Raw genomic sequence first — 9,688 nt, forward strand, 5'->3', positions numbered from 1 at the left:
GCACCAGAGCGGGCCCGCAGTGCACGCCGCGCTTCGATCAGGGCGTAGAACGCCGACGGGGTCTGGTTGAGGACGGTCACGCCCTGCTCGACGATCAGCTCCCACAGTTCGAGCGGCGAGTAGGCCACCTCGCGCGGGACCACCACGACCCGTCCGCCGTGCAGCAGCGCGCCCCAGATCTCCCACACCGAGAAGTCGAAAGCCTGGGAGTGGCACCAGGTCCAGACATCCTCGGAACCGAATCCGCACCACGACTGGGTGCTACGGAACAGGGAGACGGCATTTGCGTGGGTGACCGCCACGCCCTTGGGTTTTCCGGTGGTACCGGAGGTGTAGATGACGTAGGCGATGTTGCCCGGGCGGGCCACACCGGCAACGGCAGGATCATCGGGGTCCACGGCATCGATGTGCAGCCGCGGAGTCTCACCGGTCCCGACCAGCTGTTCGGTGGCGTCGTCGAACAGGACGAGCGCGGGGGCCGCGTCCCGCAGGATGTAGGCGATCCGCTCCGGCGGGGAAGTCGGATCCAACGGCACATACGCGGCACCGGTCCCGAGAATCGCCAGCAGGGCGGTGATCAGTGCGCTCCCCTTGGGAAGCGCCACGGCCACCAGGGTTTCCGGCCCCGCTCCCCGCGCGGCCAGCGTCGCGGCCAGCCGCCGGGCGCGTCGGTCGAGCTGCCCGTAAGTCACCTGCCGCGTGCCGTCGACCACCGCGACAGCGGCCGGAGTCGCTGCCGCCCGCTCCCGGAATATCTCGAGGAGAGTGGCGGAGGTGTCGATCGGTGACGCGGTATCGATCCACTCCCCCAGCACTCGACCGCGTTCCTGGGGCGCGAGCAGGTCGAGCGCGCGCACCGGCGTCGCGGGTTCGGCGAGCGCCCGCAGGAACTCCGGCAGGAACCGCAGGAACCGATCGTGGTGCCGCGCAACCTCTTCGGGCGTGTACAGCGCGTGATTGGCGACGAAGTCCAGCCGCGTCGCCGTCGAGTCCGCGGTCTCGCCCGCACCCGCGTACACGCTCACCGACAGGTCCGACACCAGTCCGGGCGTCAGTACCCGCAGCCGTCCGGTGATCGGCCCCAGCACGACCTTGGTATCGAACATCATCAGATCCACGTACGGCCCGAACACCTGCGTCTGCGGGGTGAGCCGCCCGATATCGCGGAACATGTCCTCCTGCCGGTACCGCTGCCGGCGCATCACCTCGATCAGCTGTCGCTGCGTCGCCTCGAGCAGCTCGCCGACAGTGGCGCGCGGACCGGTCGTGATCCGGAAAGGCACGGTATTGGCCAGCATTCCGCCCGAGCGCAGCGCCGCGGTGGTGACGCGCGCGGAGACCGGCAGGCTCAGCACGATGTCGTCGCTGCCGGTCATCCGGCCCAGGAACAGCCCGAAGGCCGCCAGGATCGGTACCGCCGGATTCACCGAGGTCGCCTTGACCACGGCGGCCAGCAGTGCGGCCGTCTCCGGTGTGAGCACCCCGCTCACCGAGATCGGGTGCGCGTCGGCCTGCGCGCTGCGCCCGGCCAGGCTGACCGGCGCGGGCAAGCCGTCCAACTGCCGCTGCCAGAACTCCCGGTCGGTCGCGAATCGGTCCGAGGCCCGGTACTTCTCGTCGGCGGCCACCAGATCGGCGAGACTCTGCACGCGGGCCACCGGAGGCTGCGTGCCCTCCACGGCAGCGGTGTACAGCTCGCCGACCCGCGACAGCAGGGTCATGGCGGCCAGCCCGTCCATGGCGATGTGATGGGCGCGCAGATACCACAGCCAGTGCGACTCCCCCACCCGCAGCACCGCGGTCGCGATCAGCCGATCCCGCTGCAGATCCACCGGCGCGCTGTACTCGGCGCGCATCCAATCCTGTGCCGCCGCAAGAGGATCCGGTTCGTCACGCAGGTCCAGCAGCCGGGTCGGTTCGTCCAATGGCCGGTCGGTGGCCTGCATCGGACCGTCCTCGGTCTCGACCACCCGCAGCCGCGCGGCCCCGAACTCCCCGGCCGCCTGCCACAGCGCCGACATCAGCAGTTCGACATCGAGGTCGCCGTGCAGATCGATTCCCAGGGCGTTGGTGATCGGGGTCGGCCCCGTCAACTGTTGCGCATACCAAATGCCCTGCTGCGCAGCCGACAACGGGAAAAGGACAGAACTGTGCCCGGTCAAATACGGCTCCTGCGTCTCGAAACGGGTGAACGATTCCCTACACGGACAGCGCAGCTCGCTATCTGGACAGCGCCGATCTCGCTATCTCGACAGCACAGCGGATTTCAGTTGTGCGAGCGCCTCGAGACCGGAGAGCACCTCGGTGTCGGGGATGCCGAAATCGATGAGGCAGGCGATTTCGTCGACGCCGATCTCGTGCAACCGGGCGACCATCGCGGTCGTGGACGCCGGCGTGCCGAACAGTCCGTTGTTGCGGTAGTAGCGCTCGAAGGCGAAGTCCAGCACCTTGGCCCGGGTCTTGGCGTCGAGACTGTCGAGCGCTTCCGAGCCGCGCCGCCACAGGTCCACCGAATCCTCGAGGTAGCGCTTGAACGGTCCCTCGACGGTGGCGCGCACCCGCGCCTCCTCGGGGCCGACGAAGGTGTGCAGCATGACCGTGACGGTCCCCGCGTCCGGGTCGTGGCCGTGGCGGGCCCGCGCCGCCCGGTAGGCGGCCAGCTTCGCGCCCAGCTCGTCGACCTCCTGGAACAGCAACGCGGTCAGCACATTCGCGCCCAGCGCCCCGGCCATCTCGAACCGTTCGATGCCGCCGCTACAGGTCAGCCAGGTCGGCAGCGACGGCTGCACCGGGGCCGGGAAGATCCGGACCTCGCGCTGCTCGCCCGTCCCGTTGGGCCGCGCCACCGACTCACCGCGCCACAGCCGCTGCACGGTATCCATTCCCGCGCGGGTGATCTCGACCCGATCGGCGTAATTGTCGCGGGCGAGCAGGAAGTCGTCGGCGTTCCACCCGGTCGCGAACGCCACGTCGACGCGGCCGCCCGAGAGGTTGTCGATGACCGACCAGTCCTCGGCGACGCGGATCGGATCGTGCAGCGGCAGCACCACACTGCCCGCCCGGATGCGCACCCGCTCGGTCGCCGTCGCCAGCGCCGCGCCCAGCACCGCCGGATTCGGGTACAGTCCGCCGAAGCTGTGGAAGTGGCGCTCCGGCACCCAGATCGCCCGGAACCCGTTCGCGTCGGCGAAGCGAGCGCTGTCGAGCAGCAGCCGGTAGCGTCCGGCCGCGTGCTGCTGCGCGTCGCTGGCGAAGAACAGCAGGCTGAAGTCCATCTCCCGGCGCGGCGGCCGCTGCCCGGACCCTGACGCGGGCGCGGCGGGGAGGTGTCCGTCGCCGCGGCCGTCGACCATCGCCGCCACATCGGCCAGGCTCAGCCCGTCGAAGATGTCCTCGGCGGTGATCTCGGTGTCGTACCGGTCCTCGAGAATGGTCATCAGTTCGGCGGCCTTGACCGAATCCAGGCCCAGCGAGGTGAGCGGGGAATGCGGGTCCACCTGGTCGCGTTCGAGCCGGTCGGCGGCCCAGGCCACGAAGAACTCCAGCACGGTCGCGCTGTCGGACGGTGTGGTGGTCATCGCACGCTCCCCTGGAATTCCGTTGCCGTGGAGAAGGTTTCACTCAGACGCTGCCGCTGGATCTTGCCGCTGGTGGTCTTGGGCACCTCGCCCTTGCCGACGAATACCACCCGGTGCACGCTCACGGCGTACTCGCGGCTGACCGCGTCGCGAATCGAATCCTCCAGTGCCGCCAGCTGATCGGACCCCAGCGTGTCGGCCAGCTCGCCGACGACGTGCACCCGGTCCTGGTTGTCGACCTGGGCCGCGAAGACCGCGCAGCCGCCCGGCCGGATGTGCGGATGGCCGGACACGATGGTGCGCTCCACGTCCTGCGGAAAGATATTGCGGCCGTGCACGATCATCAATTCTTTGCTGCGCCCGGAGATGTAGAGCTCACCGTCGCAGACGAAGCCGAGATCGCCGGTGCGCAGGTAGCGGGAGCCGTCCTCGCCCGCGATGGTGGCCGCGAACGCCTCGGCGGTCTGCTCGGGCTTGTCCCAGTACCCGGCGGTGACGCTCGGTCCGCGCAACCAGATCTCACCGATCCGGTCGCCCGCGCAGCGCGCGCCGGTGTCGCGGTCGACGACGGCGATCTGCGGGCCCACCGGGCCCACGCTGATCAGTTCCCGCCCATCGGGTTTCGCGATCGCGTGCCCGCCCTCCAGATCGGCCGCCGAGAAGCGCCGGGAACGCGCCCCCGCGCCGCGGTCCCCGCCGTTGACATACAGGGTCGACTCGGCCAGCCCGTACATGGGCGCGAAACTGCTCGCCCGGAAGCCGCTCACCGCGAACGCCTCGACGAAGGCGCGCAACGTGTTCGGATCCACCGGCTCCGCGCCGACGAAGGCGATGTCCCAGCCGGTCAGATCCAGCTGGGCCGCCTGGTCCGGGTCGACCCGCTTCGCGCACAGCCCGTAGGCGAGATTGGGTCCGCCCGCCACCACCCGCTCCGCCGCGGCGATCTCCCGCAACCAGCTCAGCGGATCGCGAAGGAACGTCATGGGCGACATCAGGGTCGACGGAAAGCCCGCGAACATCGGCAGCAGCGCACCCTGGATCAACCCCATATCGTGATAGGGCGGCAGCCAGGAGACGATCGAATGATCGGGCGTGAGTTGATATTTCGTGCGCAGCAGCCCGAGATTGGCCGTCAGGTTCGAGTGCCGGACCATGACGCCCTTCGGCGTCCCCGTCGATCCGGAGGTGTATTGCAGGAAGGCGATGTCGTCGGGATCGGGCGCGGACGTCGGCTCGTAACCCAGCCCGCGGCCCGCCTGCTCGCTGTCGATGACCCGGATGCCGCCGAGCCGCTCGCTGTCCACGGGCACCACAGACAGCGGGGCGATCGCCGCGGTCGCGCCGCTGTCGCGCAGGATCGCGGCGAGCGTCGCGAGCTGCTGCGCCGACATCGGAAGATGCACCGGCACTGCGATTCTGCGGGTGGTCAGGCAGGCGAAAAAACCGCACACGAAATCGGGACCGGGCGGGCACAGCAGAGCGACCCGGTCGCCCTGCGCGGTCTCGGCGACGATGCGCTCGGCCAGCCCGGCGATCCGCTCCCACAGGCCGCGGTGGTCGAGCACCTCCCGATCCTCGCGGCGGTTGGCAAAGATATAGGCCGGTCTATGCGGGGTATCGAGTACTCGCGAGGACAGGATGTCCACCAATGTGCCGGCCTGCGCGGCCCGGCGATCCTGCGAGTTCCTTCTCGATCTCTGCATACGCTCGGCTCCTCCTGGATCCTCGGCCGGCACACCGCGTTCAGCAATCGACACGGTGAAACGGCTACTAACCGAAAGAGCAGCTGACAGGACAGTCCAGGCCCCATCTTGGCGGCTGAAAGGGGACACGGCAACGATAGGGCCAACCATCGCGTGTCGGCGCGGTCGCCGGTCGGGCGCGGCTTCCAATTGGTCCAGGAATGTCTTTCAAATCGGACCGACCGGTCGTTGAATTTCTTAAATGGAATTCCACTACTTTTAAATCCTTGACCGATCCAGCTGCGAAAATCTATCGTCTAGGTAACACTTGAAGATAGAAGTAATCACCTTTTCATTACAAATACATCTCGGGGCTTCCCCGATGCGCTCTCCCGATGGATCACCGACACCGCCTAAGGAGACTCTCCATGCCCAAACGCTATTCCGAAGAAATTCGCCGCAAAGTACTCGAGCTGATCTCCACCGGGCGCACCGTCGCGCGCGTCGCCTCGGATCTGGGGATCGCCGAGCAGACGATCTACAACTGGCGGCGCCAGGAGTTGATCGCGACCGGGCAGGCTCCCCTGACCCGCGGCGGGCTGCTGGAACTCGCTGCCGCACAACGCCGCATCGAGGACCTCGAGCGAGAGGTCATCCAGCTCAGGCAAGGTCGAGAGGAACTCCCGCACGCTGTCGCGGCACTACCCTAGTCCCGGAGCCACCGGTACCGGCTCCGGGACTTGCCGCGCCCGCCGTCAACGGCGGGCGCTTTCGGCTTTCCGGGCACCTGATCACGCACCCCCTCGGGGCCGCAACCGATCGCGCCTCGGGCTTCAGCCCGCCAGCACCGACCAGTCACCGCCGTACAGCGCGTCGCGGGCGCTCACGGAAATCGGTGCGCGCGTGCGGATCGCGTGCTGGGCGGCGGCGACATCCGCCGGATGATGGCCGAGCACGGTCGCTCCCACCACCGTTCCCCGCTCCAGCACCAGCCGCCGGTAGGAGCCCGGCCGATCCACCGCGATCACCTCGCCGCCCGGCTGCGGATGCACCGCGCCCAGCGCGAACAGCTCCAGCCCGACATCCTTCAGGATCGCCGCCGGGGCCACCTCGGCCAGCGAACGGTCGCCGCCGAGCGCGTTGACCGCCGCGACCTGGCCCTGCTCGGCCGCGATCGGCCACAGCCCGACCACCTGCCCGCGATACTCGGCGACATCACCGGCCGCGTACACATCCGGCGCGCCCGTGCGCATCCGCTCGTCGACGAGGATCCCGCGCCCGACCGGAATGCCCGCGGCGGCGGCCAGATCGGTGTTGGGCCGGATCCCGGTGGCGGTCAGGAACAGGTCGCATGCCAGCCGACCGCCACCGGCCAGCTCGAGGCCGTGCACCGCGGGATCACCGTCGACCCGAACGGCCTCGGCGCGGCACAGCACCCGAATGCCTACGGCCGAAAGATGATTCAGCAGTAGCTCCGCGCACCGCGCGTCGATGTGGCGCGAGAGCAGGTGATCGCCGCGCTCGAGCACGGTGACCGCGAGGCCGAGGCGATGCAGCGCGGCGGCGATCTCGACGCCGAGCAGACCCGCGCCCGCGATGACGGCGTCGGTGCAGCCGAACTGCTGCACATAGGAGCGGATGCGCATGGCGTCGTCGGCCTCGTGCAGCGCGAAACAGCCCGGCCGCCACAGCCCGTCGATGGGCGGCGTCGAACTGCGCGCGCCCGTCGCGAGGATCAGCCGGTCGTAGGGCAGCGCCTGCCCGGTGGCCAGCCGCACTTGCCGCGCGGTCACATCCACGTCCATGGCCAGGGTGTTCAGCCAGGCGGTGACCCGGTTGCGCTCGTACCAGCCGTCCGGCAGCAGGGCCAGTCCGCGCATGGCGGAGCGGCCGTAGACGAGCCGTGAGATGCCCATCCGGTTGTAGGGACCGTGCGATTCCTGCCCGACCAGGTGGATTTCGCAGTCGGGGTGGCCGCGGCGGATGAAGTCGGCGGCCGTCACGCCCGCGATGCCGCTGCCGATCACCACCACGCTGACGATCGAGCGGTCGAAACCCGCCGGGGCACTGGGCCTGACGCGGCCCGGCTGTGGTGTCAGCGCGACCCGCACGCTGCCGTGGTCGAGGCGCGCGCAGCACGCCATTCTCGTGTTGTCGGCGAAACCGAGGCGGCGCAGGGTGTTCAGTTCGTCGGGGCCCGGCGTCGAGAGCGCGTCGGCTCCGTCGAGCACGGCCACCGGGTCGGCGCCGCAGACGCCCATGCGGCAGCCGGATTCGATGCGCCGGCCCGCGCGCTCGGCGATCTCGAGCAGACTCGCGCCCGCCTCGATGCCGCCTTCGACCGGTGTCGCATCGAAAACCACCGACAGCGCGGGTGTTTCGGCCTTCCGGGTGCCGCGCGGGAGCGGGAGCGGCAACAGCACGGGCTCGGACCGGACGCCGGTGTGCACCGCGTATTGCAGTTCGACGACACGGGTCCTCGCGATCCAGCACACGGTGGCCAGCAGCATCGCGCCCCGAATCTGCCAGCGCAGCCAGGACAGATCGGCACCGAACAGCAGCGAGGCCGAGTGCGCGAGCGATGCGCCGGTGAACCAGTAGAAGATGTTGAGGGCCAGCGCGGCCGCGCCCACGCTGAGCATGGCCGGGCTGAGCCGGGTCAGGGTGTCGACGGTGAAGTAGATGGCGACGGCGACGGTCATGAACAGCGCCAGCAGCGAAAACCGCTGCACCGCACCGAGTCCGGTGTGCCCGGACAGCGTGAAGAAACCGAGGACGAAGCCCGGCAGCGCGGCCGCGAACAGGCGGCGCGGGCCGTTCCACAGCGCGGCCGGGTCCGCCAGGTCGGCCTGGTAGGCGCTGCGCGGCCGCAGGTCGAAACAGTTCTTGGCGCAGCCCACACACGGCTGGCAGTGGGTGTTGCGCACCGTCACGAACGGGGTCTGCCCGTAGGCGCGCTGCAAGGCGAACAGCGGGCAGATGGTGCTGCACCATCCGCTCTTGCCCCGGTACAGCAGGCCACCGGTGAAGGCGGCCACGAGTACGGCCGCCAGTACGATCCCGGCCGCGACCCCGCTGTGGTCCAGGCCCGCCAGACGCGCGCCCGCGATGCCGAAGAAGGAGGTCACCGACACCAGGTAGCCGCGCTCGCGCAGCCAGGCGGGCGGTGGCTTACCGCGGCCGAAACCACGCACGCGCGCAAGCTGATTCACCGCCGCCAGCGGACAGGCGTTGCGCCAGGCCCCGGGGGCGAGCAGGAACAGCGCGGGCAGCAGCGGGACCACGATGCCGAAGAAGACGAACAGACCGAGCGCGGGCGCGACGAACATGGCGATGAGGTCGGCGAGATAGATGGTGACGCTGGCGATTCGGACGTACCGCCAGAGCCGGGCGGGGATGCGGGCGGGCAGGTCGGTGACGGTCGGGAACGGCTGTCGTCGCCCGGTCGGGTCGATGCCCAGCAGTCGATTCGCCATCGCGATCCAGCCTCCCGGCGGTCGAGGCGAGACCTGTTGTGTCCTGGACGGTTTCGTGGTGACCGGGGTGCCGGTCGGCCCGTCCGGATCGGCCGACGGCGCGTACAGCACGGCGATGAAGGTGCCGCCGATCTCGATCACGTCACCGGCTTCGAGGGTGACCCGCCCGGTCAGCCGCGCCCCGTTGACGCGGGTGCCGTTGCGGCTGCCCAGATCAACGAGGGACAGTCCCGTCGGGCTGGGCACCAGGCGCAGATGTTCGCGCGAGACACCGGGATCGGTCACCCGGATGCCGTGGTGGGAGCGGCCGAGGGTGGCCGGGCCGCCGAGGCGTTGCAGGCGGGGTGGCCGCCCGGGTTCCCGGATTTCGAGCAGAGGCGGTCCGCCCGCGACGCCGAGGCGGCGACTGACTCGCCGTAATTCCTTGTGCCCGGCGGATACTCGCGGCGAAGGCAAGGTGTCCATGGCATCGTCGCGGAGATCGGGGACCTCGGTCACGGGTTCTCATTTCGGGAATCGAATGCGGGATATCGAAATGTCAGATGTGGCGAGAGAGCGAATCGCGTTCGAGGGCGACGTTTTTCGGCGCGGTGTGGAGGCGTCGCCCTCGACGCTCGTGGCGGATTCCTTGGCGATCACCTCCCCTGGAACGGCTGCATGATGGTCGAGAAGTACTGCACGGCAGCGAGCACAGCCACCGGCGCGGTCACCAGCAATTGGCCCGCGAGGGTGCCCAACGCGCCCAGACCCGCGATGCCGCCCAGGCAGCCCAGCAGCGCGGCGGGCAGGATCGGCCCGAACAGTCCGATGATCGTCGCGCCCGCCACGGTCGCGCCCGCGATGCCGCCGAGCAGGCAGCCCACGGCCGCGCCGCCCATGCCGCCGGCCAGGGTGCCGCCGCTGACGCCGAGCGTGATGGTGTCCTTCATGCGGTTGAAGGCCCCCTGCTCCC

The 9,688-nt window shown here is 69.6% G+C and carries 5 protein-coding genes and 1 pseudogene; 1 reads left to right on the forward strand and 5 read right to left on the reverse strand.

Annotation, left to right across the window (positions count from 1 at the left end):
* From ACWELQ_RS27275 to ACWELQ_RS27285, 3 genes are all read right to left on the reverse strand, one after another.
* Positions 1-2,093, reverse strand: a 2,093-nt coding sequence (locus ACWELQ_RS27275) for an AMP-binding protein (protein WP_452399898.1), incomplete at its 3' end; no start/stop codon positions are given.
* A gap of 150 nt (positions 2,094-2,243) precedes the next feature.
* Complete coding sequence (locus ACWELQ_RS27280; RefSeq protein WP_452399899.1) at positions 2,244-3,578, reverse strand: MupA/Atu3671 family FMN-dependent luciferase-like monooxygenase; 1,335 nt, start codon at positions 3,576-3,578, stop codon at positions 2,244-2,246.
* Positions 3,575-5,281, reverse strand: coding sequence for a fatty acyl-AMP ligase (locus ACWELQ_RS27285; RefSeq protein WP_452399900.1), 1,707 nt, complete (start codon positions 5,279-5,281; stop codon positions 3,575-3,577). The genes ACWELQ_RS27280 and ACWELQ_RS27285 overlap by 4 nt, the downstream gene beginning before the upstream one ends.
* 407 nt (positions 5,282-5,688) lie before the next feature.
* Here ACWELQ_RS27285 and ACWELQ_RS27290 point away from each other — a divergent pair, with 407 nt between their 5' ends.
* Entirely contained in the window at positions 5,689-5,970 is a 282-nt protein-coding gene (locus ACWELQ_RS27290; protein ID WP_452399901.1) for a transposase, read from the forward strand.
* 123 nt (positions 5,971-6,093) lie between these two features.
* Here ACWELQ_RS27290 and ACWELQ_RS27295 read toward each other — a convergent pair whose 3' ends face one another.
* Both ACWELQ_RS27295 and ACWELQ_RS27300 read right to left on the reverse strand, forming a co-directional pair.
* The gene (locus tag ACWELQ_RS27295; RefSeq protein WP_452399902.1) at positions 6,094-9,234 is read right to left on the reverse strand and encodes an FAD-dependent oxidoreductase; all 3,141 of its coding nucleotides are present in this window, start codon (positions 9,232-9,234) and stop codon (positions 6,094-6,096) included.
* Between the two features lie 137 nt (positions 9,235-9,371).
* Positions 9,372-9,688, reverse strand: a pseudogene (locus ACWELQ_RS27300) (hypothetical protein); the annotation flags it as partial.

The sequence above is a fragment of the Nocardia sp. NPDC004722 genome, assembly GCF_053601505.1.